This window comes from Stutzerimonas sp. FeSN7 (assembly GCF_030263795.1).
In the GTDB taxonomy this organism is placed as follows: Bacteria; Pseudomonadota; Gammaproteobacteria; order Pseudomonadales; family Pseudomonadaceae; genus Stutzerimonas; species Stutzerimonas stutzeri.
This window is the reverse complement of sequence record NZ_JARPMN010000001.1, coordinates 561,357-587,017: the sequence shown is the minus strand read 5'-3', so window position 1 is coordinate 587,017 and position 25,661 is coordinate 561,357. Positions and strand designations below refer to the sequence as shown.

31 protein-coding genes are annotated in these 25,661 nt (G+C 65.7%); 14 read left to right on the top strand and 17 right to left on the bottom strand.

The features are described 5' to 3' along the window. Positions 1-11 precede the first annotated feature (11 nt). From ubiU to P5703_RS02655, 4 genes are all read right to left on the bottom strand, one after another. Positions 12-1,007 (bottom strand): ubiquinone anaerobic biosynthesis protein UbiU, encoded by a 996-nt coding sequence (ubiU, locus tag P5703_RS02670; protein ID WP_014597669.1) that lies wholly within the window; start codon positions 1,005-1,007, stop codon positions 12-14. Between the two features lie 203 nt (positions 1,008-1,210). Beyond that, positions 1,211-1,420 (bottom strand): hypothetical protein, encoded by a 210-nt coding sequence (locus tag P5703_RS02665; RefSeq protein WP_011914537.1) that lies wholly within the window; start codon positions 1,418-1,420, stop codon positions 1,211-1,213. 73 nt (positions 1,421-1,493) lie between these two features. Further along, positions 1,494-3,020 (bottom strand): nitric oxide reductase transcriptional regulator NorR, encoded by a 1,527-nt coding sequence (gene norR, locus P5703_RS02660; RefSeq protein WP_019407064.1) that lies wholly within the window; start codon positions 3,018-3,020, stop codon positions 1,494-1,496. Between the two features lie 4 nt (positions 3,021-3,024). Then, the gene (locus P5703_RS02655; RefSeq protein ID WP_285585468.1) at positions 3,025-3,168 is read right to left on the bottom strand and encodes a hypothetical protein; all 144 of its coding nucleotides are present in this window, start codon (positions 3,166-3,168) and stop codon (positions 3,025-3,027) included. Between P5703_RS02655 and ytfE the strand changes: the two genes are divergently transcribed. The 4 genes from ytfE to P5703_RS02635 all read left to right on the top strand — a co-directional run bounded on the left by ytfE (position 3,167) and on the right by P5703_RS02635 (position 5,475). Continuing rightward, positions 3,167-3,883, top strand: coding sequence for an iron-sulfur cluster repair protein YtfE (gene ytfE, locus P5703_RS02650; RefSeq protein WP_285585467.1), 717 nt, complete (start codon positions 3,167-3,169; stop codon positions 3,881-3,883). The genes P5703_RS02655 and ytfE overlap by 2 nt on opposite strands. After that, positions 3,880-4,398 (top strand): DnrO protein, encoded by a 519-nt coding sequence (locus P5703_RS02645; protein ID WP_285585466.1) that lies wholly within the window; start codon positions 3,880-3,882, stop codon positions 4,396-4,398. The genes ytfE and P5703_RS02645 overlap by 4 nt, the downstream gene beginning before the upstream one ends. A 134-nt stretch (positions 4,399-4,532) precedes the next feature. Continuing rightward, on the top strand, positions 4,533-5,216 hold the full coding sequence (locus P5703_RS02640; protein WP_011914541.1) for a Crp/Fnr family transcriptional regulator: 684 nt from the start codon (positions 4,533-4,535) through the stop codon (positions 5,214-5,216). A 67-nt stretch (positions 5,217-5,283) separates the two neighbouring features. Then, positions 5,284-5,475: a hypothetical protein gene (locus P5703_RS02635; RefSeq protein WP_013983973.1), complete on the top strand. Its 192-nt coding sequence runs from the start codon at positions 5,284-5,286 to the stop codon at positions 5,473-5,475. A 255-nt stretch (positions 5,476-5,730) separates the two neighbouring features. On the opposite strand, the gene P5703_RS02630 is transcribed toward P5703_RS02635, so the two are convergent. The 13 genes from P5703_RS02630 to P5703_RS02570 form a co-directional block, all read right to left on the bottom strand. Beyond that, entirely contained in the window at positions 5,731-7,572 is a 1,842-nt protein-coding gene (locus tag P5703_RS02630; RefSeq protein WP_049340509.1) for a nitric oxide reductase activation protein NorD, read from the bottom strand. Positions 7,573-7,655: 83 nt separating this feature from the next. Further along, on the bottom strand, positions 7,656-9,080 hold the full coding sequence (locus P5703_RS02625) for a cbb3-type cytochrome c oxidase subunit I (RefSeq protein ID WP_011914544.1): 1,425 nt from the start codon (positions 9,078-9,080) through the stop codon (positions 7,656-7,658). Between the two features lie 43 nt (positions 9,081-9,123). Continuing rightward, entirely contained in the window at positions 9,124-9,564 is a 441-nt protein-coding gene (locus tag P5703_RS02620) for a c-type cytochrome (RefSeq protein ID WP_011914545.1), read from the bottom strand. Between the two features lie 254 nt (positions 9,565-9,818). Then, positions 9,819-10,325, bottom strand: a complete 507-nt coding sequence (gene ahbB, locus P5703_RS02615) for a siroheme decarboxylase subunit beta (RefSeq protein ID WP_285585465.1) — start codon at positions 10,323-10,325, stop codon at positions 9,819-9,821. Then, complete coding sequence (locus P5703_RS02610; protein ID WP_011914547.1) at positions 10,300-10,743, bottom strand: Lrp/AsnC family transcriptional regulator; 444 nt, start codon at positions 10,741-10,743, stop codon at positions 10,300-10,302. Before P5703_RS02610 ends, ahbB (P5703_RS02615) begins: the two co-directional genes overlap by 26 nt. After that, on the bottom strand, positions 10,736-11,248 hold the full coding sequence (gene ahbB / locus P5703_RS02605; protein WP_285585464.1) for a siroheme decarboxylase subunit beta: 513 nt from the start codon (positions 11,246-11,248) through the stop codon (positions 10,736-10,738). The genes P5703_RS02610 and ahbB (P5703_RS02605) overlap by 8 nt, the downstream gene beginning before the upstream one ends. Further along, positions 11,245-11,703, bottom strand: coding sequence for an Lrp/AsnC family transcriptional regulator (locus P5703_RS02600; protein ID WP_011914549.1), 459 nt, complete (start codon positions 11,701-11,703; stop codon positions 11,245-11,247). The genes ahbB (P5703_RS02605) and P5703_RS02600 overlap by 4 nt, the downstream gene beginning before the upstream one ends. A gap of 1 nt (position 11,704) precedes the next feature. Continuing rightward, positions 11,705-12,880: a cytochrome D1 domain-containing protein gene (locus P5703_RS02595; RefSeq protein ID WP_045159642.1), complete on the bottom strand. Its 1,176-nt coding sequence runs from the start codon at positions 12,878-12,880 to the stop codon at positions 11,705-11,707. Further along, positions 12,877-13,218: a c-type cytochrome gene (locus tag P5703_RS02590; RefSeq protein ID WP_014597678.1), complete on the bottom strand. Its 342-nt coding sequence runs from the start codon at positions 13,216-13,218 to the stop codon at positions 12,877-12,879. The genes P5703_RS02595 and P5703_RS02590 overlap by 4 nt, the downstream gene beginning before the upstream one ends. Positions 13,219-13,236: 18 nt before the next feature. Then, positions 13,237-13,551 (bottom strand): c-type cytochrome, encoded by a 315-nt coding sequence (locus tag P5703_RS02585; protein WP_011914552.1) that lies wholly within the window; start codon positions 13,549-13,551, stop codon positions 13,237-13,239. Between the two features lie 319 nt (positions 13,552-13,870). Beyond that, entirely contained in the window at positions 13,871-14,746 is an 876-nt protein-coding gene (locus P5703_RS02580; protein ID WP_045159643.1) for an ethylbenzene dehydrogenase-related protein, read from the bottom strand. 47 nt (positions 14,747-14,793) lie between these two features. Next, on the bottom strand, positions 14,794-15,402 hold the full coding sequence (locus P5703_RS02575; RefSeq protein ID WP_011914554.1) for a cytochrome c3 family protein: 609 nt from the start codon (positions 15,400-15,402) through the stop codon (positions 14,794-14,796). 69 nt (positions 15,403-15,471) lie between these two features. Then, positions 15,472-17,154 carry a nitrite reductase gene (locus tag P5703_RS02570; protein WP_011914555.1) on the bottom strand — a complete coding sequence of 561 codons (1,683 nt, stop codon included), beginning with the start codon at positions 17,152-17,154 and terminating at the stop codon, positions 15,472-15,474. A gap of 307 nt (positions 17,155-17,461) precedes the next feature. Between P5703_RS02570 and P5703_RS02565 the strand changes: the two genes are divergently transcribed. The 10 genes from P5703_RS02565 to P5703_RS02520 all read left to right on the top strand — a co-directional run bounded on the left by P5703_RS02565 (position 17,462) and on the right by P5703_RS02520 (position 25,660). Next, positions 17,462-18,310 carry a CbbQ/NirQ/NorQ/GpvN family protein gene (locus P5703_RS02565; RefSeq protein WP_020305995.1) on the top strand — a complete coding sequence of 283 codons (849 nt, stop codon included), beginning with the start codon at positions 17,462-17,464 and terminating at the stop codon, positions 18,308-18,310. Next, positions 18,294-18,881, top strand: coding sequence for a cytochrome c oxidase subunit 3 (locus tag P5703_RS02560; protein ID WP_106442316.1), 588 nt, complete (start codon positions 18,294-18,296; stop codon positions 18,879-18,881). The genes P5703_RS02565 and P5703_RS02560 overlap by 17 nt, the downstream gene beginning before the upstream one ends. A 10-nt stretch (positions 18,882-18,891) precedes the next feature. Then, entirely contained in the window at positions 18,892-19,140 is a 249-nt protein-coding gene (locus P5703_RS02555) for a cytochrome C oxidase subunit IV family protein (RefSeq protein WP_106442317.1), read from the top strand. Positions 19,141-19,298: 158 nt separating this feature from the next. Beyond that, positions 19,299-20,480: a heme d1 biosynthesis radical SAM protein NirJ gene (gene nirJ, locus P5703_RS02550; RefSeq protein ID WP_125870172.1), complete on the top strand. Its 1,182-nt coding sequence runs from the start codon at positions 19,299-19,301 to the stop codon at positions 20,478-20,480. 61 nt (positions 20,481-20,541) lie between these two features. Beyond that, on the top strand, positions 20,542-21,378 hold the full coding sequence (gene cobA / locus P5703_RS02545) for a uroporphyrinogen-III C-methyltransferase (protein WP_011914560.1): 837 nt from the start codon (positions 20,542-20,544) through the stop codon (positions 21,376-21,378). Next, positions 21,369-22,877, top strand: a complete 1,509-nt coding sequence (locus P5703_RS02540; RefSeq protein WP_049325942.1) for a nitrite reductase — start codon at positions 21,369-21,371, stop codon at positions 22,875-22,877. Before cobA ends, P5703_RS02540 begins: the two co-directional genes overlap by 10 nt. Before the next feature lie 242 nt (positions 22,878-23,119). Then, positions 23,120-23,512, top strand: coding sequence for a type IV pilin protein (locus P5703_RS02535; protein ID WP_017244428.1), 393 nt, complete (start codon positions 23,120-23,122; stop codon positions 23,510-23,512). Between the two features lie 5 nt (positions 23,513-23,517). Further along, positions 23,518-24,078, top strand: a complete 561-nt coding sequence (gene pilV / locus P5703_RS02530) for a type IV pilus modification protein PilV (RefSeq protein ID WP_236082315.1) — start codon at positions 23,518-23,520, stop codon at positions 24,076-24,078. A 14-nt stretch (positions 24,079-24,092) separates the two neighbouring features. Further along, positions 24,093-25,190, top strand: coding sequence for a PilW family protein (locus P5703_RS02525; RefSeq protein WP_049325941.1), 1,098 nt, complete (start codon positions 24,093-24,095; stop codon positions 25,188-25,190). Continuing rightward, positions 25,187-25,660, top strand: coding sequence for a PilX N-terminal domain-containing pilus assembly protein (locus P5703_RS02520; RefSeq protein ID WP_017244431.1), 474 nt, complete (start codon positions 25,187-25,189; stop codon positions 25,658-25,660). Before P5703_RS02525 ends, P5703_RS02520 begins: the two co-directional genes overlap by 4 nt. The last annotated feature ends 1 nt before the right edge of the window (position 25,661 follow it).

Below are 25,661 nucleotides of genomic sequence, written 5' to 3'. Positions count from 1 at the left end.
TGGCTCCTCGTTCATTGCCAGGCTCGGTGGTAGGCACCCAGGGTGGTCTGCGAGCCTTCGGAAAGGCCATCCAGTACCTGCCGCCAGCCGGGTTCGACCGCATAGCGCTGCGGTGCCTTGAGGTAGCTGTCCAGCGCCGCGCGCCAGACCCGGGTGACCTGCTCGACGTAGGCCGGGCTGCGTTGGCGCCCCTCGATCTTCATCGCGGTGACGCCGATGGCGGAAAGCTCCGGGATCAGGTCCAGGGTATTCAGGCTGGTCGGTTCCTCCAGCGCATGGAAGCGTTGGCCGTTGACCATGAAGCGACCCTTGCACAGCGTCGGGTAACCGGCCGATTCGCCTGCGGCGTAGCGGTCGATGAGCACGTTGTTCAGGCGCGAGGTCAGCCCCTCAGGCTCCTCGCTCCAGCGCACCGCCTTGGCCGGCGAGCAGACGCCGCAGAGGTTGGGCGACTCGCCGGTGAGATATGAAGACAGATGGCAACGCCCCTCGGCCATGATGCACAGGCTGCCAAAGGCGAACACCTCGATCGGCACCGGACTGCTCGCGGCGACCTGCTTGACCTGCTTGAGCGAGAGCACCCGCGGCAGCACCGCGCGGCTGATGCCGTAGCGCTGCTGATAGAAACCCAGCGCCGCGGCATTGGTGGCCGAGCCCTGTACCGACAGGTGCAGCTTCAGCTTGGGGTGGCGCTTGCTGGCATAGCCCAGCACGCCGGGATCGGCGGCGATCAGCGCATCGACGCCCATGTCGGCGGCCTGATCGACGGCGCGCTGCCAGCGATTCCAACCTTCCGGCTGGGCATAGGTATTGACGGCGATGTACAGCTGCCGCCCCTTTTCACGGATCAGCTGCAGGCCCTTGTCCAGCTGCTTTTCGTCAAGATTGAGGCCGGCGAAATGGCGGGCGTTGGTGTCGTCGCGAAATCCGACGTAGATGGCATCGGCGCCCTGCTGGACGGCGGCCTTGAGCGCGGGCAGGCTTCCTGCCGGGCAGACCAGGTGCATGACAACTCCTAGACATTCGGGTACATGCGCGCCGCGCAAACAGCGCAGCGGTCGTTCGGCTGAACGGAAAACAGCCGGCAGTCTAGGCAGCTGACCAGTGGCCAGCATTGATAGGGGTCAAGATTGACCGGACGTCGCGACTGCGACGAAATGCAGCGGAAAATCCGCGCCGACCGCACGGCCGCCGGCGCAGAGCGGGGCTCTCAGATGCCCTCGTCACCCTCGAATTCCTCGGTGGCGCGGGCGACCATCTGCCGCCAGGCACCGGACTCTTCGCCGAGCAGGCGCATGGCCTTGAGGCTGGCGGCGAAGGCATCACGGTAATGCAGCGGGTTGTTCTCGCTGGCGGCGCGCTCGGCGAAGGCTTGCGCCTCGTTCAGCAGGGCGTTGAATTCATTGTTGTCCAGGGCCATTGGGCGTTCCTCGAGTGATGACCTGAGGTTAGACCATAGCCGGCCACAGGCGTCCTCGACCGGCCGACAGGCGCTACTTGAGCTTCAGCCGCCGCGCCAGCTTGTGCAGGTTGCTCGGGTCGACATCCAGCAGCCGCGCGGCCTGCGCCCAGTTCTCGCCGGAAGCCTCCAGGGCGTAGACGATGGCCCGGCGCTGCGCCGCGTCCACCGTCTGGCGCAACGGCAGTATCTCGTCGACTGCCACAGGCTGCTCGGTCGGCGCTGGCGCTTCCGTGCCCGCGACATGGCTGTCCAGATCCAGCAGCTCGGGCTCCAGGGTGAGAATCTCGCTGCGCGAGGCGCCCCGGCTGAGCAGGCGCAGGGCCGCGCGGCTGACCACGTGTTCCAGTTCGCGCACGTTGCCCGGCCAGGAGTAGGCCAGCAGCGCGCGCTCGGCCGCCGGCGACAGGCGCATGCTGCGCAGCCCCAGGCGCGCGCGGTTGAGTTCGAGAAAATGCCCGGCGAGGATCAGTACGTCATTGCCACGCTCGCGCAGCGGCGGGATCGGCGCCGGGTAGACCGACAGCCGGTGATAGAGGTCGGCGCGGAAATGCCCGTCGCGCACACTGTCGCGCAGGTTTCGGTTGGTCGCCGCGATGATGCGCACATCCACCTGCCGCGGCTTGTCCGCGCCCAGGCGCTGGATCTCGCCGTTCTGCAGGGTGCGCAGCAGCTTGGCCTGCACCGTCAGCGGCAGTTCGCCGACCTCGTCGAGCAGCAGCGTGCCGCCGTTGGCGGCATCGAACCGCCCCGGACGGTCGGTGGTGGCGCCGGAGAAGGCGCCCTTGACGTGCCCGAACAGCTCGCTCTCGGCCAGCGACTCCGGCAGCGCCGCGCAATTGACGTGCACCAGCGGCTTGTTGCGCCGGCGGGAATGCCGATGCAGCCAGCGCGCGAACAGCTCCTTGCCGACCCCGGTTTCGCCCAGCAGCAGCACCGGCAGCTCGGAGTCGGCCACCACCTGCAGCTCGCGCAGCAGCTCGCGGATCGCCTCGCTCTGGCCGAGAATCTCACCCTCGCCGTGCTCCACCGAGGACTCCAGCACATCGCTGCGCGCCAGGCGCAGGCCGCGGTTCTCATGTTCCAGACGGGTCACCCGCACGGCGGCCTCGATCACCAGGGTGAAACGCCGCAGGTCGCAGCGGGCCGCATCGTCGAAGGTGCCGGCATGCAAGGCATCGAGGGTCAGCGCGCCCCACAGCTTGCCCTCGACGTAGAGGCTGACGCCCATGCAGTCGTGCACCGGCAGGGGTTCGCCGACATGCGCGTCGAGCAGGCCGTCGTAGGGGTCGGGCAGGCGACTGTCAGGCTCGAACCAGGTCGGCTCGCGTTGCGAGAGGATCGCCGCCAGCCGCGGGTGCTGGGCAACGACGAAGCGCCGGCCGAGCGCCTCCTGTACCAGACCGACCGCCGCCAGCGGACGCAGGCTGTCCTCGTCCAGCCGCAGCAGCACCACTGCGCCGCAGCGAAAATGCTGGTGCAAGGTGTGCACGAGGCGCTGCAGGCGCACGGCGTTGGGCAGTTCGGTGGTCAGGTCGGCGAGCAGGGCATCAGCCATCATGGTTCTAGTTACCCTCAAGGTTTTCCGAACCATAACCTGCACGGGTAATTTTCACCAGCGGCGTGCTGCAGTTGGCGATTTTCGGTGCCTCCAGCGATGGCACGCCTGTTGCGATGGCTCGGTCATCGTCCATCAGGAACGTTGTCATGAGCACAGACCTTATCGACCAGACCCTCGGCAACCTCGCCTGCTCGCTGCCGGGAGCCACCCGCGTCTTCCGCCACTATCGCCTGGACTTCTGCTGCGGCGGCGATCTCTCGCTGGGCGAGGCCGCACGGCGTATCGGCGTCGAGCCCCAGATCATCGCCGAGGCGCTGCTCGCCCTCGAGCCTGAGGAAGCGCAACGGGACTGGCGCAACGTGCCCGCGGGCGAGCTGATCGACTACCTGGTGGCGCGCTTCCACGAACGTCACCGTGACCAGTTCCCCGAGCTGATCCGCCTGGCCAGCCGGGTCGAGCAGGTTCATGGCAGCCGCCCCGAATGTCCCAACGGACTCGCCCAGCACCTGTGGCACATGCAGCAGGAGCTTGAAAGCCACATGCTCAAGGAGGAGCAGGTTCTGTTCCCCATGCTGCAGCGCGGCATGCGTTTCCCGCAGGCCCAGGGGCCGATCTCGGTGATGCGCTACGAGCATCAGGAGCACGGCAACGCGCTGGAACGACTGGCCGCACTGACCAACGACATCACGCCGCCGGCCAACGCCTGCAATACCTGGCGCGCGCTGTACCGCGGGTTGGAGGAAATGCGCAGCGACCTGATGCAGCACATCCACCTGGAGAACAACGTGCTGTTCCGCAACGCCGAAGCGCCGCTCGCGGCCAGCGCAGACGACGCTCAAACCATCGAGGTGCGGCAGCCATGAAACAGTACCTGCAACCGCTCGCCTGGGGCATGGCCATGGCCTCCATCGTCGCCGCGGCCAGCGGCTTCGCGCTCAGCATGGTGGCCAGTACCGCGCAGGCGGCGATGGCCCACGATCATGGCCCGCACGGCCAGGCAATGATCAGCGAGCCCCCGCCGGGTGCGCGCTGGAGCACCGACGAGGCCCTGCGCGAGGGCATGACCCGCATCCACGAAGCGGTCCAGCGCAGCCTGCCGGACGCCCCGGGCCAGCCGATCGGTGACGAAGCCGCCGCCGATCTGCAGCGCGACATCGAGGCAGCGACCAGCTACCTCATTGCCGACTGCAAACTGCCGGAAGCCGCCGATGCCGCGCTGCACGGTCTGCTCATCGACCTGCTCAGGGGCGCCGAGGCGTTATCCGAAGCCGACCAGCGCGAGCAGGGCCTGCAACGCCTCGTCGAGGCGCTGGAGCGCTACCCGCAGCTGTTCGCCGAGCCGCTCTGGCGTGACGGTTTCGTCGCCCGTCTGCACTGATCCCACGCCGCGGCGACACGACCTATTGGCCAGACCTTGACCGTCATCAAGGTCTGGCCTGCGCCATCGCCCAGCACTTGCGCTAGGCTGAAGCCCGACGTTTGTTGTTGTTCAATTGAAACAGGACGCCTTGCATGGTGCTTCACCGCGTACACCACCAGATCCTCCGCAGCCATCACCTGTTCGAACCGCTCAACGAAGAGCAGATGGAAGAACTGCTCAATGCCAGCCAGCTGCTCAACCTGGACAAGGGCGACAACCTGTTCCATCAGGGCGAGCCGGCACACAACTTCTACTTCGTCATCTCCGGTGCGGTGAAGGTCTACCGCCTGACACCGGACGGCCAGGAAAAGGTCTTCGAGGTGATCGGCAACCGCCAGACCTTCGCCGAAGCCATGATGCTGATGGACACGCCCAACTACGTCGCCTCGGCCCAGGCGGTCTGCCCGTCGCAGGTCTACCGCTTCTCGAACGCTGCCTACATGCGTCTGCTGGAGGCCAACCAGCGACTGACGTTCGCCCTGCTCGGCAAGCTCTGCGTGCGCCTGCACCAGCGCATCAACGAGATCGAGACGCTGTCGCTGAAGAACGCCACTCACCGCGTGGTGCGCTATCTGCTGACGCAACTGGCGCGGGTGAAGGACGACAGCAACAGCTTCGAACTGCCGATGGCCAAGCAGCTGGTGGCCGGGCACCTGTCGATCCAGCCGGAGACGTTCTCACGGATCATCCGCCGACTGATCGACGAGGGCATCATCACCCAGGAAGGTCGGCAGATCGCCATCCTCGATCGCCAGCGGCTCGAGCAGTTCGAGTGAGTTGATCGCCATCAAAGTCGACGGCGCGAGCAGCGTGTCAGGCTTTGCTGGCGAGGAGGAGCACCACATGCCCAAGTGCCTGTACTGCCAGCAAGACAATCCGCCGGGGGACGCCGAATGCAGCAACTGCGGCATGCCCCTGCCGGAACACGCCGATGGCGCCCCGGAACGCCGCCAACGGCGTTTCCTCTGGTTCTGCATCGCCCTCAGCATCTTCTGCGCGGTGATGATCGTCTGGCTGCCGCGTTATCTGTTCTGATCGCCAGGGCGAATCACGCTTAACCGCTCCCCACGAACGGTGCGCCGCGGGCGTGAACAGCGCCATCCACCCTACATGCCACGCGCGCCGCCCGGCCAACGAACCCCGTCGGTCGCAGGATGGACCGCGCCACCAATTCACGGAATGGCCATCCACCGAGCGGCTGCTCGGTGGACGTGAAAAGCTACATCCACCCTACCGTCCTGCAATACAGAACCGCGGCGGCTGCGCAACACGATATCCGCCATTGCCCGCCTACGGCTGGGTCAGCTGCTTGTACAACTGCGGCAGGCGGAACGGCAGCTGCTGTGGCTCCTTGATCAGGGTGTAGCCGTTGGCGCCGAACATGTACGGCAGGTAGTCGCCGGCTTCGCGGTCGATGGTGATGCAGAACGGCAGCAGCCCCTGCTTGCGCGCTTCCATGACGGCCTGACGGGTATCCTCGACGCCGTAGCGACCTTCATAGAGGTCCAGGTCATTCGGCTTGCCGTCGGTGACCAGCAGCAACAGCTTGCGCCGCTGCTTGCAGGCACCAAGCAGCTCGGTGGCCTGGCGGATGGCCGCGCCCATGCGGGTGTAGTAACCGGGCTTGAGCGCCTGGATGCGCCCGCGGGTCTCGTCGCCGTAGGGCTGGCGGAAGCTCTTCAGCTCCTGCATGCGCACCTGCTGGCGGCGCAGCGAGGAGAAGCCGTACAGCGCAAAGGGATCGCCCACCGCCGACAGCGCCTCGCCGAACAGCAGCAGGCTGTCGGTCACCACGTCGATCACCCGGTGCTCGTTGTCCAGGTGCGCATCGGTGGACATCGACAGGTCGGCCAGCAGCAGACAGGCCAGGTCGCGGCGATTCTGCCGCTGTTCCATGAACAGGCCGCGCTCGGCGCACTGGCCGTTCTGCCGCTCGACGTGAAAATCGAGCCAGGCCTGCATGTCCAGCTCGGAACCCTGGGGTTGCTGGCGCAGCCACTGGCGGTCGTTGCGCAGATGTTCGAACTGCCGGCGCAGGCGCCGCGCCAGGGGCGACAGGTGCAGCGGCAGCGGCTTCGCCTCGGCGCCACGGGGCAGCATCAGCTGCAGGTTGACGAAGTCCTTCTGCAGGCATTGCTTGCGATAATCCCATTCGGGCAGCTTGATGCCCTCACCCAGCGGCACATCGTCGAAGTCCGCGGCCGGCAGGTCCAGGTCCAGCTTCAGGCCGCCGCCCTGACGCATGCGCTGACGCGACAGAGCCAGTTCGTCGAGATCCTCGGCGACACGGGCCGCGTCCAGATCCTCGGTATCGTCGCCGCAGCGATCCAGCTCGATATGCTCGGACCAGCTGAACAGGTTTTCCAGACGGAACAGCAGCAGGCCGCCCTTGCTCGAGCTTTCCTCGACCCGCCGAGCCCGCTTGCGCTGGCGCGACTCGCCACCGGGCGGGGTTTCCAGATTGCCCTCGCCTTCCTCGGCGCGCTGCGCGGCCTGGGGTTCACCGAGGTTGTCCGCCGGATACAGCCACAGCGGCAATGGCCAGGGCGCGCGCTCGCTACGCGGGAACTGGCTGACGCTGCCCGGTTCACGCAGCGCCTGGCACAGCGCGCGTTCCAGTGCGGCCTCGGCCTTGGGCAGCTGGCTCGGGTCCGGGCGCAACTGCAGATGAGCCTCGACCAGGCGCCGGTAACGCGCACGCATGGCCGGGAACTGCTCGAGGATGGCCTGGGTCCAGCGCTGGTTGTCCCGCGCCCAATGGCGCATCTGCCCCGCCTGCGCGGCGAGCAGCGCCAGCCAGCGATACAGGTCCTGGTTCAGCGAGACTTCCGGGTACACCGCCAGGCTCTGTGGCAGCCGCAGGTTGCTGGCGTCGCACCAGGCCACCGGCAGTTGCTTGCAGGTGCCGGCGACCTGCTGCAGCAGGTTGCGCCGCACGAGCATGTCACGCGCGCTGGCGGCCTCGACACCCACGCCGCTGGCGCCGCCCATGGCGCGGAACAGCAGCGACAGCGGCCGCTGCATGCTCTCAAGTTCCACTCGTGCCTCGGGAAAGTCCGGGCTGGCGCGACGGGTGATGAAGCGGTGCCAGACACTGCCGACCCACTCTTCCACTTCGATGGTAAAGGCCATGGCGGGTTACTCCGTGCTGGCAGTTGGAACGCAAAACGGCCCGCTATTACCAGCCGGGCCGTCGATGCTCATTGCGAACCGTCTCAGGCCGCGGCGGCTGCCGCTGCTGCGACCGGTACTCGACCGCGCTGGCGGAAGCTGTACAGGTAGCAGACCAGACCGATCAGGAAGAACACCCCGGCGACCAGGCGCAGCCAGAAGAAGATGGCCAGCTGGTCGGCAGTCGCCATGAAGGACATGGCGGCGCCATCGGCAGGGATGCGTTGCAGCCAGACCTGCACCACGCCGGCAGCAGTCAGGAACAGGGTGATGGCGACCATGGACAGGGTCATCAGCCAGAAGCCCCAGACCTCGACGCGCTGTGCCCGTGCATCCGGTGCTTCGCCCAGGCCACGCAGACGCGGCATGGCATAGCTGATCATGGTCATCACGATCATCGCGTAGGCGCCGTAGAAGGCCAGGTGACCATGCGCAGCGGTCAGCTGCGAACCGTGGGTGTAGTAGTTCACCGGGGCCAGGGTGTGCAGGAAGCCCCATACACCGGCGCCGAGGAAGGCGGTCACGGTGGTGCCGATGGCCCACAGCGAGGCGGCCTTGTTCGGGTGTTCGCGGCGACGACGGTTCACCATGTTCAGGGCGAACAGCACCATGGCGAAGAACGGCAGCGGCTCAAGGGCGGAGAAGATCGAGCCCAGCCACAGCCACACGGTCGGTGCGCCGATCCAGAAGAAGTGGTGGCCGGTGCCGATGATGCCGGTGATCAGCGCCATGGCGATGATCACGTAGAGCCACTTCTCGACCACTTCGCGATCCACGCCGGTGATCTTGATCAGGACGAAGGCCAGCATCGAACCCATGATCAGTTCCCACACGCCTTCCACCCACAGGTGCACGACGAACCACCAGTAGTACTTGTCGCGCGCCAGGTTCTCCGGGTTGTAGAAGGAGAACAGGAAGAACACCGCGAGGCCGATCAGACCGGTCATCATCACCGTGCTGACCACGGTCTTGCGACCCTTGAGCATGGTCATGCCGATGTTGTAGAGGAAGCCCAGCGCCACGATCACGATGCCGATCTTGGTGATCGTCGGCTGCTCCAGGAACTCGCGCCCCATGGTCGGCAGCAGCTCGTTCTTGGTCATTTCCGCCAGGCCCGCATAGGGCACGAACAGGTAACCGAGAATGGTCAGCACGCCGGCGGCGGCGAACACCCAGAACAGGATGATGGCCAGTTTCGGGCTGTGCAGTTCACGGTCCGCTTCCTCGGGGATGAGGTAGTAGGCCGCGCCCATGAAGCCGAACAGCAACCAGACGATCAGCAGGTTGGTGTGCACCATCCGCGCCACGTTGAACGGCAGCAGCGGGAACAGGAAGTCGCCCACCACGTACTGCAGCCCCATGATCAGACCGAACAGGATCTGACCGACGAACAGGATCAGTGCAAACACGAAGTAGGGTTTGGCGACCGCCTGCGATTGGAATTTGAGATGCGGGTTAATGATGCCCATCTCGTGGCCCTCCTTTGAATTCGGAAACAAAGACGTTCATCACTCAACCTTCCTTGTTTGGCGGCCAGTTGTTGGTGTCGATCTTCGAAGTCCACTTGAGGAACTCCGCCATATCGTCAACTTGCTGCTCGGTCAGATTGAATTGCGGCATCGCGCGGCGTCCGGGGGCGCCGAGTGGCTGAGCCTTCATCCAGGCGTGCAGGAAGGGCTTGAAGGCCTCCTCACCACCCCGGCGGACGAACACGTTGCCCAGCTCCGGCGCGAAGTAGGCGCCTTCACCCAGCAGGCTGTGGCAGCCGATGCAGTTGTTGTTTTCCCAGACCGCCTTGCCGCGAACCACCGCCTCGGTCATCTCCGATGCATTGGTTCGTTCGGGGAAAGTCTGCTCTGTGTGGTAAGTGAGGCCGAGGAATACCAGGAAGAAGAACACGCTTCCTCCGAAGTAAATATTCCTGGCCATCCCTTTGGTGAAGGTCTCGGACATGGTCGCCTCCTCATGGCTTGGCGTGGCCAGTTTAAGAAGGGGGCTATCGAAACCTGCTTGATGGCAATCAAGAAAAACCCGAACGCAACAGTCAGGCTTTCCAGGGGGATCGAAGGGAGGTCGCAAGCCCTTGCGGGGCAAGGGTTCCAGCGGTTTTCAGGCGCGCCCGCCGGGCATCGTGCCGCTGTGCAACGGGCCTGTGCACCCGCTGGCCGGCGCTGCCGGCGAGGGCGAACGGCAGCGCCGACGGGGGCTCAGGCGCGGCGCTGAGCGGCCAGGCGCAGGCCGGTCTTCTTCAGGATGCGACTGGACACCAGCATCTCGTTCGCGCGACAGGCACTGCCGAGCAGCGCGCGGATCTGGTTGCGGTAGGCCTCGATGTCGCTGGCATCGCGCCCGTGCACCATGGCGAACAGGTTGTAAGGCCAGCCCTCGCGGCGTGGCCGTCGATAGCAGTGGCTGACGAAGGGCTGGGCACCGATCCGCGCGCCCAGACGGTCGATCTCGGCATCGTCGACATCCCACACGGTCATGCCGTTGTGCCGGTAACCCAGGCGGTAGTGGTTGGGCACCGCGGCGATCCGCCGAATCGCCCCTTCGGCCTGCAGGCGCTGCAGCAGCGCCAGCGTGTCGTCCACCTCGAGCCCCAGCTCGTCGGCGAGCCAGGCCCAGGGATCGGCCACCAGCGGCAGTCCGGCCTCGGTCAGCTCGACCAAGCGACGCACCAGGACTTCATCAGACAGGGAAGTGCAAACCGACATGAAAGGTTTCCTCCTTCGGCAGGTTGAGCACCGTCAGGCCGGTCTGCGCCTCGATGCGCGCGATGGCTTCGGCAATGCCCGCAGGGGTCTCGCAGCCGAGCACGAACCACATGTTCCACGGGTGCTCGCGGCGGTAGTTGTGGGCGACCTCGGGCATCGCCTCGAGCAGCGCGGCGACCTCGTCGAAACGCGCCTCCGGCACCGCCAGCGCGGCCAGGGTGAAGGCGCCACCGAGGCGGTCGACATCGAACATCGGCCCGAATCGGGTCAGCGTGCCATCGTCGAGCAGCGCCCGGACCCGCTGACGCAGCGTTTCAGCCGAGCTGCCCAGCTCTTCGGCCAACGCCTCCCAGGGATGCCGCACCAGCGGCAGACCGTGCTGCAGGCGGTTGACCAGCAGGCGATCGAGCTCATCCATGGGCAAACTCCCGCGCCGGCGGGGCGAAACGCCCACCGCACTGCTTGAAGGCGCGGGTGCTGAACAGCAGCTGGTGTGGCACGCCGCTCAGGCCGTGCTCGGCCAGCAGCTGCTCGATCAGCTGGCAGACCTGTTCGCGCTCGCGCCCATGCACCATGCAGAACAGGTTGTAGGGCCACTGGGGCAGGCGACGCGGTCGCTGGTAACAGAGATTGACGCCGGCGGCCTGGCCGAGGCGACGGCCGACTTCGTCCACCTGCTCATCGGGGATGTCCATCACCAGCATGGCGTTGGCACGGAAACCCAGGGCGCGGTGCTTGAGCACCAGGCCGACGCGGCGGAACAGTCCGACCTGTTGCCACTGTTCCACCTGCTCGAGTACCTGCTGCTCGCTGCAGCCGATCTGCTCGGCCAGCTGACGGTACGGTCGGGCCGCCAGCGGCAACCCGGTTTCCAGCAGGCGCCGCAGCTGCAATGCCCGTGGTTCGTCGAGACAAGCGTTCATCGGATGTCTCCCAGCGGGAAGCCCAGGTCGATACGGAAGGCCTGCTGCATCGGCAGATCGAGCGGAACGAGGCCGGTGTCCGCCTCGATCTCGGCGAGCAAGCGGTCGATATGCGCGCGGTCCGGCCCGGTCAGGACGAACCAAAGGTTGTAGCGATGCTCGCGCAGGTAGTTGTGATTGACCTCGGGAAAGGCGTTGATGCGTGCCGCGACCTGCTCCAGGCGCGCCTCGGGCACGGCCAGCGCTACCAGCGTGCTGGCCCCGGCGCGGCTGTGCTCGAACACCGGGCCGATACGCGACAGCCCGCCCGCCGCCTGCAAGCGCTCCAGGCAGGCGAGCACCTCGCCTTCGCTGCAGCCGAGTTCTTCGGCCATGGCGCGGTAGGGTTCGGCGCACAGCGGCATGCCGTGCTGGTAGCGGTCGATCAGGCGGCGGCTGAGCGTGTCGATCTGCATGTCACAGCCCCGTCTCGTGGGCACGGCTGCTGAAGAAGATACCGCTCGGGCTGTGCGCCGGCAGTCGCTTGAGCAGCTTCAGGGTGTAGGGGTCCCAGACCTGGACCTCCTCGCCATCGCGCACCGACAGCCAGAGCTGGTCGCCACGGGCGGTGAACTCCATGTGCAGCACCGCCGGACCGGGCTCCAGGGTGGCGACGATCTCGTGGGTCTCGCTGTCGATGACCTGCACCCTGCCGTTGTCCGGATGAGCGAAGTTGACCCAGATCTGCCGTGCGTCCGGCCGAGCCATGACGAAGATCGGCTGGCCGGCGACGTCGATGGCCGCGGTCTGCTGCCACTTCTGCGAATCCATCACCAGCACCCGGTGCTGGCCGACCGCAGGCACGAAGGTCTGGTTGCCGGCCACGGTCCAGCCCTCCAGGTGCGGCATCTTGTATACCGGCAGCTTCTGCTGACCGCGCCCGTAGCCGTCGAGGATGCGCTCCACGCCACGCTCGGGATGCCAGAGATCGATCTTGGCCATGCCGTCCTCGCCGAATAGGCCAGCGATGTAGTAGCGGCCTTCCGGGGTCAGCAGCGCGTCGTAGGGCTGGCGGCCGATGCCTTCGAAACGGGTGATCCGTGGCCGATTGCCCTGGCTGAAATCCAGCAGCCAGGTTTCATCGGTATCGAACAGGCTGTAGATGAAGCGCCGCCCGGGTACGTCGATGACGCCGACCACCCGCGAGTTGCGGCTGCCATCGGCCAGCGGCGTGGCGGGAATGTCGGCGACCAGCTCCAGGGTCTGGGCATCGAACACCTTGACCCCACCCGGCTCGTAGTTGCCGACGGCGATCAGGCTGCCGTCCTGGCTGATGGCGCCCCCGATGCTGTTGCCGCCCTGGATCACCCGACGCTCGATGCGCTGGCGCAGCAGGTCGACCTTGCTCAGCCCGCCATCGCGGCCGAAGACGTAGGCGTAGCGCTGATCGCGGGAAAAAACCACCGAGGCGTGGGACAGGTCGCCCAGCCCTTCCACGCGCGCCAGCTGGCTCTGGGTGCTGCTTTCGATGATCTGCAGGCTGCCGGTGGCGCGTTCCACCACCACGCCCAGGTCGCCGGTGCCGCGCAGGGGTTGCTGGGCACAGGCCGCGAGCAGGCCGGCCGCAGCCAGCAGCAGAAAGGGGCGCATCATGGCTTGGGATATCCTTCGAGGAGCCGGTCGACCAGCCAGGCGATGTCCTGCTCGTCGAGCAGGGCGTTCCAGCCGGGCATGGCGGTGCCGGGGCGGCCGTGGGTCACGGTGGCAATGAGACTGTCGCGGGGTTTGCCGGCCAGGGCATCGCGCGTCAGCGCCGGGCCGAGTCCGCCGGTCATGCGCAGGCCATGGCAGGAGCCACAGTCCTGAAGCAAGAGATGGTCGAGCTTCGCCTGGCGCTCGGCAGAGGGCGCTGCGGCCAGGGCGAGAGGAATCAGGAGAAAGGACGCCAGGGCCAGCCCCAGACGTGAAACGGCGTGTCGGGCAACTGTCATGGCGTCCTCCGGGAGAGCTTACTTGTGGCTCAGAACCCACTCGGCCAGGATCTTGGCCTCTTCTTCGGTGACCGGGTTTGGCGGCATCGGGATCGGACCCCAGACGCCCTGGCTGCCGTTCTTGATGTGGCCGGCCAGCAGGTCGGCGGCGCCGTCCTGACCGTCGTACTTGGCGGCGACTTCCTTGAACGCCGGACCGACCAGCTTGGCATCGATGCTGTGGCAGGCCGCACAGGGCTTGCTCTTGAACAGCGCTTCACCGTCCTGGGCCAGAGCCGGCTGCAGGGCCAGCGCGCCACCCAGGGCGAGCATCGGGATAAGGATTTTCTTCATTAGAACTATTCCTCAAGGCTAAAGGGGTGAACGTTGCCGCCCACCCAAAGGGTGCTCAGCCAAAGACGCACTGAGCAAGTGCACGGTAAATTTACCGCTTGTGCTAGGCAACCTTTTGTCCTTGGTCATTGTTTGTGGGTTCCGGACCTCAAACGGCTGCGTCGCGACCGGTGCGGGCGAGTTCAGAATGAAGGAGCGGCCTCCCGCCTTCCTTGACTGCAATCAACTCGTTCCGCCGGGCTGCCGCCGGCCGTGTCGGCATTGCCAAAGGCGCATGAAAAAGGGGCCGGCGCGGGGCCGGCCCCTGTGCCCTGACGGCTTACTGCTTGGCGGCGGTGATGTCGCCCTGGGCGTCGATGCCCAGCGTGTAGCCCAGCGAGACATGGTGGAAACGACCGGTGGCGCTGTCGTCGTGGATGGCGAAGCCGAAGTTGTAGAGGTTGCCGGGTGCCAGTGTGACGTCACCCTCGCCGCCGGCGAACTTGCGGGTGAAGACCACCGACCAGGTGTCGCCGTCGAGCTGGCCCTGAGCACCGACCAGCGCCTGCCCGCCCTCCATCACCCGCTCGCCGGCGACGTAGCCGTCGAAGGCCTTGTTCTCGCCACTGCGCCACTGGTTCAGGTCGTAGAACACGCCGTCGGCCAGCGAGCCGCCCTTGACGTACTTGGTCTTGGTCTCGGCGGCGCCGGGCATGGTCCGCGCATCGCCGTGGCAACTGCCCCAGCAGCCGCCCTGCTCGGCCAGCTCCACCTTGGAGCCGCCTTCGAGCATGTAGGCGATCTTCACCGGGTTGGCGGCATCCATCGGTGCCGCGCCGGAGGCGGCCGGCTGCTTCCAGGTGAAGCGCAGGTAGAGGTTCTCGCCGTCATTGGCGGCCTGGACCTTGGCATTGATGAAGGGCGCCTTGCCGGCGATCGGGCTGGGCTCGAGCTTCTGTCCGCTGGCCATCTTGGCGCCCATGTCGCCGGCTTCCTCGGAGTGGCAGCCGGCGCAGGTTTCGCCTTTTTTCAGGGCGCGCGCGCCGCCGTGCTCGGTGCCCTTGGTGATCCACTCCACCGGCGACACACCGGGGTAGAACAGGGTGACGTCGGTCGCGGCCACCGAGCTCCAGTCGGCAGGCGCGGCGGCCATGGCGCTCTGTGCGCCGAAAGCGATCACCGCCCCCACCGCACTGGCCATCAGAGTCTTTTTCATAGTCGGTTCCTCATCATCGATGGTTGGCTGGCCCGCCAGAACCTGGGTCAGTCTTCGTCTTCTTCGGTCATGCCTTCGGGCAGGTGATGCGCGATGCCCTTGTGGCAGGCGATGCAGGTCAGGTTGTCTTCGCGCGCCATCTCGTGCTGCTTGCGCGCGCGCTGCTTCTGCTTGTCGGAGCTCATGCTCTCGAGGCTGTGGCAATTGCGGCATTCACGGGAATCGGATGCCCGCATCCGCGCCCATTCGCGTCGGGCCAGCGTCAGCCGCTTGGCTTCGAACTTCTCCTGGGTGTCGATGGTGCCGACGATCTTGCCCCACAGCTCCTTGGAGGCCTCGACCTTGCGCACCATCTTGTGCGTCCAGTCGCGCGGGACGTGGCAGTCCGGGCAGGTGGCACGCACGCCGGTGCGGTTGCTGTAGTGGATGGTTTCCTTGTATTCGGGGTAGACGTTGTTGCCCATCTCGTGACAGGAAATGCAGAAGGTTTCGGTGTTGGTCGCTTCCAGCGCGGTGTTGAACCCGCCCCAGAAGATGATGCCGGCAACGATGCCCACTACCAGAATGCCGCCGAGCGAATAGCGCGTGCTCGGCCGCCGCAGCAGTGCCAGGATGCCGCCGCCCTTTTGTTGCTTGTTGCCGTCTTGATCGGTCATGGAATCGGTTCCCTTGCCAGACCCACCACGCCGGGCGTGGTGGGTGTTAACAGGCAATCCTCGGGCGGATTAGTACACGTCGTGCATGGTGTTGAAGACGTTGAACTTGCCGGTCGGCGTGACGATCGCCGGATCGGTGATCACCTTCTTCAGCTTCAGCGTCTTGTCGTCGTAGATCACGATCGCGGACTGGTCGGTCTTGCCGCCCCAGAGGGAGATCCACACCTCGTCACCCGCCTCGTTGTACTCGGGGTGAGTGGCGCGACGGATCGCCTTGCTTTCCGGCAGGCCGGAGTCCTTGGCGACGTCCAGCCGCTTGGGCGCCTTGCTGAGATCGGCCAGGTCGTAGACGTAGACGGATTCGGCGACTTCCCGCTCGGGGTTCATCGGCGCGTCGGCCCAGAGGTTCTTCGACTTCGGATGGGTCTTGACGAACAGGTTGCCGGCGCCCGGCATCTTCAGCTCCTGCACCACCTTCCAGTTGTGCTCCTTGTACTTGGCGTACTTCGGATCGTCCGATGCGGTGGAGATCAGCGAGACCACGTCGTCACCCAGGTGGCCGGTGGTCCAGACCGGGCCGAACTGCGGATGGATGAAGTTGGCGCCGCGACCCGGGTGCGGGATCTTCGCGGTGTCGACCAGCGCGGCCAGCTTGCCGGTCTTGGTATCGACTGCCGCGACCTTGTTGGAGGCGTTGGCGGCGACCATGAAGTAGCGCTTGGAGTAGTCCCAGCCGCCGTCGTGAAGGAACTTGGCCGACTCGATGGTGGTGGTCTTGAGGTTCTTCAGGTCGGTGTAGTCGACCAGGATGATCTGCCCGGTCTCCTTCACGTTGACCACCCACTCCGGCTTGATGTGCGAGGCGACGATGGACGCCACGCGCGGTTCGGGGTGGTATTCGCCGTCGACCGTCTGGCCACGGGTGGAGACGACCTTGATCGGCTCCAGGGTCTCGCCGTCCATGATCGAGTACTGCGGCGGCCAGTAGGTGCCACCGATCAGGTACTTGTCCTCGTAGCCCTTGAACTTGGAGGTGTCCACGGAGCGGGCATCGGAACCCAGGCGCACGGTGGCGACGGTGGTCGGCTCCTCGTACCACATGTCGATGATGGTGGTCAGGCCGTCGCGGCCCACGGTGTAGACATAGCGACCGGAGGCGGACAGGCGCGAGATGTGCACGGCGTAGCCGGTATCCAGCACCTTCCAGATGGTGTGGGTGTCGCCGTCCACCAGCGCCAGCTTGCCGGCATCGCGCAGGGTGATGGCGAAGACGTTCTTCAGGTTGATCTTGTTCATCTGCTTCTTCGGACGCTGATCAACCGGAACGATGAGTTTCCAGCTGTCCTTCATGTCCTGCAGGGAGAACTCCGGCGGCACATCCGGGGTGTTCTGGATGTAGCGCGCCATCATGTTGATCTCTTCCTTGGTGAGGATGTCGTCGTAGTTGACCATCCCGCCCTCGGTGCCATAGGCAATGATGTTCTCCAGGCGCTTGGTGCCCAGATTGAGGGTGCCGCCCTCGGTCTTCTTGCCGTCCGCATCGGTCTTGGTCCAGTGCGGTTCGAGGTTCTTGCCCGTTGCGCCCTTGCGCAGAACGCCATGGCAACCGGCGCAGCGTTCGAAATAGATCTGCTTGGCCGCCTCTTTCTCTTCGGCGGTCATCTCTGGGGCGGCAGCCTGGGCGACTGCCAGACCTAGCAGCGAAAGGCCGGCGATCACGCCAGCCAGAATAGGTTTACCGACATTGCTCATCCTTCTCTCCTATGGGAGCGCTCAGGCGCGACTCCTGCTAGTTACGGCGGTGTGGCAGTTCCCGGGGACTTCTTCTTTTTGCGATTCGGATGCTATGAGAGCGCGGAAGCGAAGGCGCTTGACGGTAATCAAGAGGCCCCCCGAGATGCCCCAGACGTGACGCCTTGTCGCGGAGATCGCCGCTACAGCTGCGACAAAGCGCCTCGTTTCGCCGCCTGTTCGTCGCAGATCTCGACGCAGACTTGACCGCAATCAAGCTTTGCCGGCGCACGGCTTGAGGGGGTCGCACGGGGCCGGTAGCGTGGCGATGGAAATAACCAACCGCTGTCGTGAGGTACTGCCTGTGAACGCGCCTGAAATCCGAATCGCCGCTGGCACGCCGGACGCGCCCTTCTATCAACCGCTGGGCAACGAGGAGCAGTTGTTCGAGCAGGCCTGGCAGCACGGCATGCCGGTGCTGATCAAGGGCCCGACCGGCTGTGGCAAGACGCGCTTCGTGCAGCACATGGCGCACCGGCTGAATCTGCCGCTGTACACCGTGGCCTGCCATGACGACCTCTCCGCCGCCGACCTGGTCGGCCGCCACCTGATCGGCGCCCAGGGCACCTGGTGGCAGGACGGCCCGCTGACCCGCGCGGTGCGCGAAGGTGGTATCTGCTACCTGGACGAGGTGGTGGAAGCGCGCCAGGACACCGCCGTGGTGCTGCACCCGTTGGCGGACGACCGCCGCGAACTGTTCATCGAGCGCACCGGCGAGGCGCTCAAGGCGCCGCCGGGCTTCATGCTGGTGGTGTCCTACAACCCCGGTTACCAGAACCTGCTCAAGGGCATGAAGCCCAGCACCCGCCAGCGCTTCGTGGCGATGCGCTTCGACTATCCGCCAGCCGCCGAGGAAGAGCGCATCGTCGCCAACGAAGCGCAGGTGGATGCTGCGCTCGCCGCCCAGGTGGTCAAGCTCGGCCAGGCGCTGCGCCGGCTGGAGCAGCACGATCTGGAGGAAGTCGCGTCGACCCGCCTGCTGATCTTCACCGCGCGCATGATCCGCTCCGGCATGACGCCGCGGCAGGCCTGCCTGGCCTGCCTCGCCGAGCCGCTGTCGGATGACCCGCAAACCGTCGCCGCGCTGATGGATGTGGTCGATGTCCACTTCGGCTGACGTGCTCGCCAGCCCCGCCCGGCGCCTACCGGGTGATCTGGCGATGTGGTTCTTCATCCTCGCCGAGCTGACCGTGTTCGCCATTCTGATCCTGGCGTTCGCGGTCACGCAGATGTTCAACCCGCAGCAGTTCGGCGAAAGCCGCGCGGCGCTGGACAGCTCCATCGGCCTGGCACTGACCCTGAGCCTGCTGACCTCGGGCCTGTTCGCCGCACTGGCCGTCGAGCAGGTTCGCCAGGCTCGGCAGGGACGCGCCGCCTTGCTTCTGCTCGCCGCACTGGGCACCTCATGCGTCTACATGGTGCTCAAGCTCAACGAGTATGGTCATCTGGCAGGGCTCGGCCTGGGGATGGAGCACAACACCTTCTTCACCCTGTACTGGATTCTCACCGGCTTTCATTTCCTCCACGTGCTGCTGGGCATGGTCATCCTCGCCTGGCTGGCCGAACGCTGCCGGCGCCGTGCCTACCGGCCGGACGACCACGGCGGCCTGGAATCCGGGGTGCTCTACTGGCACATGGTGGATCTGGTCTGGGTGCTGCTGTTCCCGCTGGTCTACGTGCTGAACTGACGAGGCAAACATGTCCGCTACCAAGGTCTTGGTCGCCTGCTGGCTCGGTCTGGCGGTGCTGTCGATATCCACCGTCGTGCTGGGCAATGCCGGTGCCACCCTCGCGCTGGCAGGCGGCGTGCTGCTCGCTGCGTTCGGCAAGGCCTGGCTGATCACCGATGGCTTCATGGAGCTGCGCCACGCACCCTGGCCGTGGCGCCTGCTGCTGCTCGGCTGGCCGCTGGTCATCGCAGTCGGCGTGCTGCTGACTCTGCTCTGACCGGCGGCCCGGGCCGGCCGTGCTGGGCACCAAGGCCGCGCGACTTTTATTGTTTCCGATCAAGGCCAGGCCTATCCCACTCGGTGATCCTGCTGCTCAACCAAGGGGCGGCCAGCACGGCGCGCCCGCTGTGACACGCTGCCGAAGCGGAGCCGCCCATGTTGAGAATCAGCCATTACCTGCGCGCCCTGGCCCAGCCGACCACGCCGGTGCTCGGCGCCCGCAGTGTCAGCGGCAAGCGCCCACCCGTGGTGATATGGAACCTGCTCAGGCGCTGCAACCTGACCTGCAGGCACTGCTATGCAACCTCCGCCGACAGCGAATTCCGCGACGAGCTGGACACCGCCGAGGCGCTCCGAGTGATCGACGATCTGCACGAAGCCGGCGTGCGCGTGCTGATCCTCTCCGGCGGCGAACCGCTGCTGCGCGGCGACATCTTCCAGCTGGCCGATTACGCTCGCGACAAGGGCTTCTTCGTCGCCCTGTCGACCAACGGCACGCTGATCGACGAAGGCAACATCGCGCGCATCGCCGCGGCCCGGTTCGATTACGTCGGCATCAGCATCGATGGCCTGGAAGCGGTGCATGACGACTGGCGCCAGCTCAAGGGCAGCTTCGCCGCCTCCATGCATGCCATCGACCTGTGTCGCCAGCACGACATCCGCGTCGGCCTGCGCACCACCCTGACACAGAACAACTACCCGCAGCTGCCCGCCCTGCTGGCACTGATGCGTGAGCACGACGTACAGAAGTTCTACCTCTCGCACCTCAACTACAGCGGCCGTGGCAAGCGCAGCCGCAAGGCCGACGCCCATCACCAGATGACCCGCGATGCCATGCGCCAGCTCTTCGAGCAGGCCTGGGACGACGTGCAGCACGGCCGCGAGACCGACTTCGTCAGCGGCAACAACGACGCCGACGCCATCCTCCTGCTGCAGTGGGTCGAGCAGCACCTGCCCGAGCATCGCGAGCGCCTGGAAGGCATGTTGCGGGCCTGGGGCGGCAACGCCTCGGGCAGCGGCATCGCCAACATCGACAACATCGGCGACGTGCACCCGGACACCTACTGGTGGCAGCACACCGTGGGCAACGTGCGCCGCCAGCGTTTCAGCGACATCTGGCTGCACGAGCCGGCCCCACTGCTGCAGGAGCTGCGCCAGCATCCGCGAGCGGTGAATGGCCGCTGTGCCGAATGCCGCTGGCTGTCGATCTGCAACGGCAACACCCGTACCCGCGCCTGGGCGCAGGGCGACCTCTGGGCCGAGGACCCGGGTTGCTACCTCTCCGACGAGGAGATCGGCCTGCCGACGCCCGAGCGCATTCCCAGCATCGCCATTTGATCGAAGCGGCCGCCAAGCGCCGCCCGCACACCGTAGTCCGATGAGCATTCAGGAGCACCGCATGGACCAGCCACTCACACTTCCCGCTTCGCTGAGCGCCGCGTTCGCCCCCGGCGAAGTCGCTCTGGTCGGCGCCGGCCCGGGTGATCCCGGCCTGCTCACCCTGCGTGCCTGGAGCCTGCTGCAACAGGCCGATGCGGTGGTCTACGACCGGCTGGTCAGCGATGCCCTGATGGACCTGCTGCCCGCCGCCTGCAGCCGCCACTATGTCGGCAAGACCAGCGGTTATCACAGCCTGCCGCAACCGGAAATCAATCAGTTGCTCGCCGACCTGGCAAAGCAGAACAAGCGCGTGGTGCGGCTCAAGGGCGGCGACCCGTTCATCTTCGGTCGCGGCGCCGAAGAGCTGGAGTTCCTTCTGCAGCGCGGCATCGACTGCCAGGTGGTGCCGGGCATCACCGCCGCAGCCGGTTGCAGCGCCTATGCTGGCATCCCGCTGACCCATCGCGACCTGGCGCATTCCTGTCAGTTCATCACCGGCCACCTGCAGACCAACGGCGAACTGCACCTGCCGTGGGACTCACTGGCCCAGGGCGGCCAGACCCTGGTGTTCTACATGGGGCTGGCCAGCCTCGGCGAGATCTCGCGCAACCTGATCGCCGCCGGCCTGCCGGTGGATACCCCGGCCGCACTGATCGGCAACGGCACCCGGCCGGACCAGCAGGTGGTGCGCTGCACGCTACGGCAACTGCCGAACATGGCCGACGAGCAGCACCTCACCCCACCGACTCTCACCGTAATCGGCAAGGTGGTGGGCCTGTTCGCCGAGCGCCAGGTCCGCCACCCGGCGCGCCTGCACGGCGACCCGCTCGCCACCGCGGAGGCCTTATGCAACTGATACCCGCCCTGCTGCTGGCCGCCGCGCTGCCGGCCGCCACCTTCGTCGCCCTCGACATGGCCAGTGCCGCCACGCCGGACGACAGCCAGGCCCTCTACGAACTGCACTGCCAGGCCTGCCACGGCGTCAACCGCCTCGGTGGCGCCGGGCCGGCGCTGCTGCCGGAAAGCCTCAGCCGCATCAAACCGGCCGAGGCCCAGGCGGTGATCCGCGACGGCCGCCCGGCGAGCCAGATGGCCGCCTATTCACACGTGCTGAATGACGCGCAGATCACCGGCCTGGTCGATTACCTGTATCAGCCCTCGGCCGTGCCGCCGACCTGGAGCGATGCCGATATCCGGGCCAGCCACCGCATCCTCACCGACGTCGCCACCCTGCCGACGACTCCGCAGCACGGCGCCGATCCACGCAACCTGTTCGTCGTGGTCGAGGCTGGCAATCATCACGTGCGGGTGCTGGATGGTGATCGTTTCGAGGAACTGGCCAACTTCCAGTCGCACTTCGCCCTGCACGGCGGGCCGAAGTTCTCGCCCGATGGCCGCTTCGTCTATTTCGCCTCCCGCGATGGCTGGGTCAGCGTTTACGACCTGCACAACCTGACCATGCTCGCCGAGGTCCGCGCCGGGCTGAACACCCGCAACCTGGCGGTCAGCAACGACGGCCGCTGGGTGCTGGTGGGCAACTACCTGCCGGGCAACCTGGTGCTGCTCGATGCCCGCGACCTGTCGCTGGTCAAGCACATCCCCGCCGTCGGCCAGGACGGCACGCCGTCACGGGTCAGCGCCGTGTACACCGCGCCGCCGCGCGACAGCTTCGTGGTCGCGCTGAAGGACGTGAAAGAGGCCTGGGAGCTCTCCTATGCCGGCGAGCCGACCTTCGAACCGCGGCGCATCGAGGCCGCCGACTTCCTCGATGACTTCTCCTTCACGCCGGACTACCGCTACCTGCTGGCTACCTCGCGCAAGGCCCACGGTGGCCAGGTGATCGATCTCGACAACGGCCAGGCAGTCACCGACATTCCGCTGCCGGGCATGCCGCACCTGGGCTCGGGCATCTACTGGAAGCGCGACGGCAAATGGGTGTTCGCCACCCCCAACGTCAGCAAGGGACTGATCTCGGTGCTGGATCTGGACACCTGGAAGCTGATCAAGGAGATCCCCACCGAAGGCCCGGGCTTCTTCATGCGCAGCCAGGCCAACTCGTCCTACGCCTGGACCGACGTGTTCTTCGGCCCGAACAACGACGCCGTGCACCTGATCGACAAGCAGACCCTGGAAGTCGCCCACACGCTGCGGCCGATGCCGGGCAAGAACGCCGCCCACGTCGAATTCACCAACGACGGCCGCTACGCCCTGCTCAGCGTCTGGGACACCGACGGCGCACTGATCGTCTACGACGCCAAGACGCTGGAGGAGGTCAAGCGCATCCCGATGAACAAGCCATCGGGCAAGTACAACGTCGGCAACAAGATCGAGTTCGCCGAAGGCACCTCGCATTAGCACCTTCCAGCCCGCGTTAACGCTGCTTTGACAGCAGCGTTAACGGCCGTAAAAGCCGCCTCCAACACCAGCCATATTTGAACTACGACACAAAATATCGGCATTTGTGACCGACCAGTCTATCTTTGACTTTGATGTCACCATAATATTTGTGTGCCATCACTGATTCGGCGTATTCCGCCGACTCGTGATGATGGGGAGTTCGCGCTCCCGCTGTGATCGGCCTCACTTGGAGAAGTAATGTGGCTCGGTATAAAGCGCGTGGTTTCACCCTGATCGAAGCCATGATCGTCGTGGTCATCATCGGCATCCTCGCCGCCATTGCGCTGCCGAACTATCGCCAGTACGTCATCCGCAGCAACCGTACCGCCGCCCAGGCGCAGATGCTGGAGATCGCCAACCGCCAGCAGCAGTTCTTACTCGCCAACCGCAGCTACGCCGATACCGCGGCTCTCTCAGCCAGCGGGTTTACGCTCTCTGGCGAAGTGAGCCCGCACTACAGCTTCGCCGTGACGGTTGGCAGCGGGACGGCCCCCTCGTTCCTCATCACGTTTACCGCTCTCGGCAGCCAGGCCGTCGACGGTGACCTCACCCTCAACCACGAAGGCGTCAAGACGCCTCCGGACAAGTGGTGAACACGGTGTCTTCCGTAAACCACCGCCAGGTCGGTGTGAGTTTGATAGAGGTGCTGGTCACCCTGGTGATCCTTGCCGTCGGCCTCCTCGGCGTGATGGCACTGCAGGCGCGCTTGCAGCAATCGGAGATGGAAACCTACCAGCGCTCACAGGCATTGCTGCTGCTCGATGACCTCGCCGCACGCATGACAGCCAATCGCACCGCAGCGGCCAGTTATGTGACCGGTACGTCGAGCCCACTAGGTGCAGGCATGGCCTGCCCTACCTCCAGTACGACTCAGCAACAGCGCGATGCCGCGGCCTGGTGTGCCGCGCTGCAAGGTACTCGCGAAAGCACAAGCGGCGTTCTTGCCGGCGGGCTGATCGGTGGGCGCGGTTGCGTCGAAGCATTGGGTAACAATCAGTATCTGCTGACGGTCGCCTGGCAGGGTCTGCTGCCCCTTACGGCGCCACCGGCCAGCGTCGCTTGTGGCAAGGACGCCTTCGACGGAGACACCGGCAGTCAGTGCAGCGGCGACCGCTGCCGCCGAGTTGTCACCACGCTGGTGCGGGTGGCACCGCTATGAGACGAGTATTTGCAATGCGTGGCTATAGCGCCAGCGCTGGCTTCGGTCTGATCGAACTGATGGTGGCGATGACTCTCGCCCTGATTCTCAGCGCCGCCACCCTGACCCTGTACCTCAACATGAGCCGCAGCAACAGCGAATTGGCCAAGACCAACAGTCAGATGGAACACGGCCGGCTGGCGATTCGACTGCTGCGCGACGACCTCATGCATGCCGGCTTTCTCGATGGTTACCTGCCCGAATTCGACGATCTCACCGCCACCGCGGCACCCGCCGACTATCCCCTCGCTGTCCCGACACCCTGTGCGCCCTATTCGGCTTGGGACGCGCCGTACAAGACCAACCTGCTCGGCGTCCCGGTGCAGCTCTATGCCACCGTACCGACCGACTGCGCCAGCGTGATGCCTTCGCCCCGCCTGGGCAGCGATGTACTACTGGTGCGCCATGTGGCCAGCTGCGTGGCCGGGGCAGCCAACTGCGAGACCGACACCAACGGCAAGCTCTATTGGCAAACCTCCTACTGCGAAAGCGAGCCGCGCTACGTTTTCGATACCAGCGGTTTCTCTCTTCACAAGCGCAACTGCACGACCTCCGCCGACAAGCGTCGCTTCCTCAACACGGCCTACTACATCCGCGACTACGCAGTGAGTGCTGGCGACGGCATCCCCACATTGATGCAGTCCAGCTTCGATCTCACCGGTGGAGCACTGATTCAGCAGGATGCGCTAGCGATGGTCGAAGGTATCGAAGCGATGCGCTTCGTCTTCGGCGTCGACAACCTCAGCGACACCGGCGCGGCGGTCGATTACAGCCAGCCGGTGCAATGGGCCAGCGCGCTGAACCGCAACTCGCCAACCAACCGCGGCGATGGCGCACCGGACACCACCTGCACCTCCAGTACGCCCTGCAGCCTGGCGGACCTGACCAATACCGTGGTGGTCGAGATTCATCTTCTGGTTCGCAACCTTGAGCCCACCCCGGGCTACCAGTCAAACAAGACCTACGTCGTCGGCGGTGAAACTTTCGGCCCCTTCAGCGACGCCTTCCAACGCCACGTCTATTCCACCACCGTGCGCCTGACCAACGTTTCGGCCCGCCGGGAGACGCCATGAATCGCCGCCGCCAACGGGGCTTCGCCCTGATCACCGCGTTGATCATGCTGCTTCTGCTGACCGTCCTAGTGACGTCGTCCTTCACCATGAGCCGGGTGAACCTGGACGTGGTCGGCAACCAGCAATGGCGCAACGAAGCGCTGGCCGCGGCGGACAACGCCCTTGAACAGGTTATCCAGTCCATGGCGAGCACCACGCCAACGGCCCAGTCAATCGGCGTCGACATCAACCGGGACGGCAGCGATGACTACGAGGTGGCCGTGGCTCAACCGCAATGCATCAGGGTCAGCCTCGCTACTGCCGTCGCGCCCAGCAGCCTGACCTTGGAAGGCATGTCCAGCTCGACCTGGAACACCGAATGGGAACTGCTCGCCAGCGTGCTGGATCCCGCAACAGGCGCCTCGGTAAGGGTGCGCTCGGGCATCCGCCTACTGCTGGCCGATGCTCGCAAGAACCAGCTGTGCCCCTGAA

Coding starts and splice junctions, on each gene's coding strand:
- ubiU (WP_014597669.1), bottom strand. CDS start 1,007: ATGCACCTGGTCTGCCCGGCAGGAAGCCTGCCCGCGCTCAAGGCCGCC.
- P5703_RS02665 (WP_011914537.1), bottom strand. CDS start 1,420: ATGGCCCTGGACAACAATGAATTCAACGCCCTGCTGAACGAGGCGCAA.
- norR (WP_019407064.1), bottom strand. CDS start 3,020: ATGATGGCTGATGCCCTGCTCGCCGACCTGACCACCGAACTGCCCAAC.
- ytfE (WP_285585467.1), top strand. CDS start 3,167: ATGAGCACAGACCTTATCGACCAGACCCTCGGCAACCTCGCCTGCTCG.
- P5703_RS02655 (WP_285585468.1), bottom strand. CDS start 3,168: ATGACAACGTTCCTGATGGACGATGACCGAGCCATCGCAACAGGCGTG.
- P5703_RS02645 (WP_285585466.1), top strand. CDS start 3,880: ATGAAACAGTACCTGCAACCGCTCGCCTGGGGCATGGCCATGGCCTCC.
- P5703_RS02640 (WP_011914541.1), top strand. CDS start 4,533: ATGGTGCTTCACCGCGTACACCACCAGATCCTCCGCAGCCATCACCTG.
- P5703_RS02635 (WP_013983973.1), top strand. CDS start 5,284: ATGCCCAAGTGCCTGTACTGCCAGCAAGACAATCCGCCGGGGGACGCC.
- P5703_RS02630 (WP_049340509.1), bottom strand. CDS start 7,572: ATGGCCTTTACCATCGAAGTGGAAGAGTGGGTCGGCAGTGTCTGGCAC.
- P5703_RS02625 (WP_011914544.1), bottom strand. CDS start 9,080: ATGGGCATCATTAACCCGCATCTCAAATTCCAATCGCAGGCGGTCGCC.
- P5703_RS02620 (WP_011914545.1), bottom strand. CDS start 9,564: ATGTCCGAGACCTTCACCAAAGGGATGGCCAGGAATATTTACTTCGGA.
- ahbB (WP_285585465.1), bottom strand. CDS start 10,325: ATGTCGGTTTGCACTTCCCTGTCTGATGAAGTCCTGGTGCGTCGCTTG.
- P5703_RS02610 (WP_011914547.1), bottom strand. CDS start 10,743: ATGGATGAGCTCGATCGCCTGCTGGTCAACCGCCTGCAGCACGGTCTG.
- ahbB (WP_285585464.1), bottom strand. CDS start 11,248: ATGAACGCTTGTCTCGACGAACCACGGGCATTGCAGCTGCGGCGCCTG.
- P5703_RS02600 (WP_011914549.1), bottom strand. CDS start 11,703: ATGCAGATCGACACGCTCAGCCGCCGCCTGATCGACCGCTACCAGCAC.
- P5703_RS02595 (WP_045159642.1), bottom strand. CDS start 12,880: ATGATGCGCCCCTTTCTGCTGCTGGCTGCGGCCGGCCTGCTCGCGGCC.
- P5703_RS02590 (WP_014597678.1), bottom strand. CDS start 13,218: ATGACAGTTGCCCGACACGCCGTTTCACGTCTGGGGCTGGCCCTGGCG.
- P5703_RS02585 (WP_011914552.1), bottom strand. CDS start 13,551: ATGAAGAAAATCCTTATCCCGATGCTCGCCCTGGGTGGCGCGCTGGCC.
- P5703_RS02580 (WP_045159643.1), bottom strand. CDS start 14,746: ATGAAAAAGACTCTGATGGCCAGTGCGGTGGGGGCGGTGATCGCTTTC.
- P5703_RS02575 (WP_011914554.1), bottom strand. CDS start 15,402: ATGACCGATCAAGACGGCAACAAGCAACAAAAGGGCGGCGGCATCCTG.
- P5703_RS02570 (WP_011914555.1), bottom strand. CDS start 17,154: ATGAGCAATGTCGGTAAACCTATTCTGGCTGGCGTGATCGCCGGCCTT.
- P5703_RS02565 (WP_020305995.1), top strand. CDS start 17,462: ATGGAAATAACCAACCGCTGTCGTGAGGTACTGCCTGTGAACGCGCCT.
- P5703_RS02560 (WP_106442316.1), top strand. CDS start 18,294: ATGTCCACTTCGGCTGACGTGCTCGCCAGCCCCGCCCGGCGCCTACCG.
- P5703_RS02555 (WP_106442317.1), top strand. CDS start 18,892: ATGTCCGCTACCAAGGTCTTGGTCGCCTGCTGGCTCGGTCTGGCGGTG.
- nirJ (WP_125870172.1), top strand. CDS start 19,299: ATGTTGAGAATCAGCCATTACCTGCGCGCCCTGGCCCAGCCGACCACG.
- cobA (WP_011914560.1), top strand. CDS start 20,542: ATGGACCAGCCACTCACACTTCCCGCTTCGCTGAGCGCCGCGTTCGCC.
- P5703_RS02540 (WP_049325942.1), top strand. CDS start 21,369: ATGCAACTGATACCCGCCCTGCTGCTGGCCGCCGCGCTGCCGGCCGCC.
- P5703_RS02525 (WP_049325941.1), top strand. CDS start 24,093: ATGCGTGGCTATAGCGCCAGCGCTGGCTTCGGTCTGATCGAACTGATG.
- P5703_RS02520 (WP_017244431.1), top strand. CDS start 25,187: ATGAATCGCCGCCGCCAACGGGGCTTCGCCCTGATCACCGCGTTGATC.